Here is a 1,130-nt window from a genome sequence, read left to right on the forward strand (position 1 = left end):
CGGTGGCCGATAGCATCGCCCGGCAGCGCCGCGCCGCGGCCCCTTCACGGGCAATCGCCCGCGTGCGCAGGAAGCAGTGGCCGCAGGTGACGACATAGAGCAACGCGATGATGCTCGAAATGTACGTTCGATCCGAGGTCAGCATCAGGTGGATCAGGCCGAAGCGCCACAGCAGCACGACGGCGAAGATCGAGAGCCCGGTGAAGATCATCCAGAACAGGAGCGCGCTGCGCTCGGATGGGTCGGTCGCAGACGGCGCGATCGGTCCAATCGTCATCGAACTCATGCCGCACTGCTCCTGGCTTGCAACAAATCCCCACCGATTAGATCAAAGCCGCCGCGCTCGGTCCAAAGACCCATGCCCAATCCGGCTTGGGAAATTTGCCCGAGCTGCATTCCTGCCACACCCTGCGATTGGCAAGGCGCGGCGGCGTTGTTAGGCTGACCTTATCAAACGTTGGGGATGATCGCATGCGCCTCGTGCTTCAGCTCGTCGCCCGTCTGCTCCTTATCGTGGCACTGTGTCTCGGCGCGGCAACCATATGGGCCACGTTCGACGCCTATCGCAGCGTCGACCGGGCGACGGCGGCCTCGGCGCAGCGGGTGGCGCAGGCGCTTCAGGCGCTGTATTGGCGTGAGCTTTTGTTGCGCAGCAGCAGAGCGCGGGAGCATCTCCTGCCTGTTCCGGACTGGCGCACCCTGGAGACGATGAAGCTGATCTCGCCCGGCGTCTGCGTCGAGTTCCAGCCCGCCACAGCATTCGAGAAGCCGCTCTGCGGTCAGAGCGAGGGACTGGGCAAGACGCCGCCGCGCTGGTTCGCCGCAATCGTGCCGACCTTCCTCGGCAGCCATGCCGAGGTGGTGCGGCCGGTCAGCCCCCGCGCCGATTCTGCCGGCACCGTGGTCGCGACGCCGGATGCCGCGGCCGCCATCTCGCTCGCTTGGGAGTACATCCTCAACGTGATCGACGTCGCGCTATTGATGGCGGCAGCGATCGCACTGCTGGCGTCGCTGGCGATCGCGCATGCGCTGGCACCGGCGCGCGCGATCGTGACCGCGTTGCAGCGCATGGCACGCGGACAGTATCGCACGAAACTGCCGCGCTTCCGCTCCATGGAGCTGGCGATGAT

2 pseudogenes are annotated in these 1,130 nt (G+C 65.8%); one reads left to right on the forward strand and one right to left on the reverse strand.

What is annotated here, in order from left to right:
- Nucleotides 1-286 (reverse strand): annotated as a pseudogene (locus MOV75_RS39125) (biopolymer transporter ExbB); the annotation flags it as partial.
- Between the two features lie 185 nt (nucleotides 287-471).
- Here MOV75_RS39125 and MOV75_RS39130 point away from each other — a divergent pair.
- Nucleotides 472-1,130, forward strand: a pseudogene (locus MOV75_RS39130) (histidine kinase); the annotation flags it as partial.

The organism is Bradyrhizobium sp. PRIMUS42, from assembly GCF_023006515.1.
Lineage (GTDB): Bacteria > Pseudomonadota > Alphaproteobacteria > Rhizobiales > Xanthobacteraceae > Bradyrhizobium.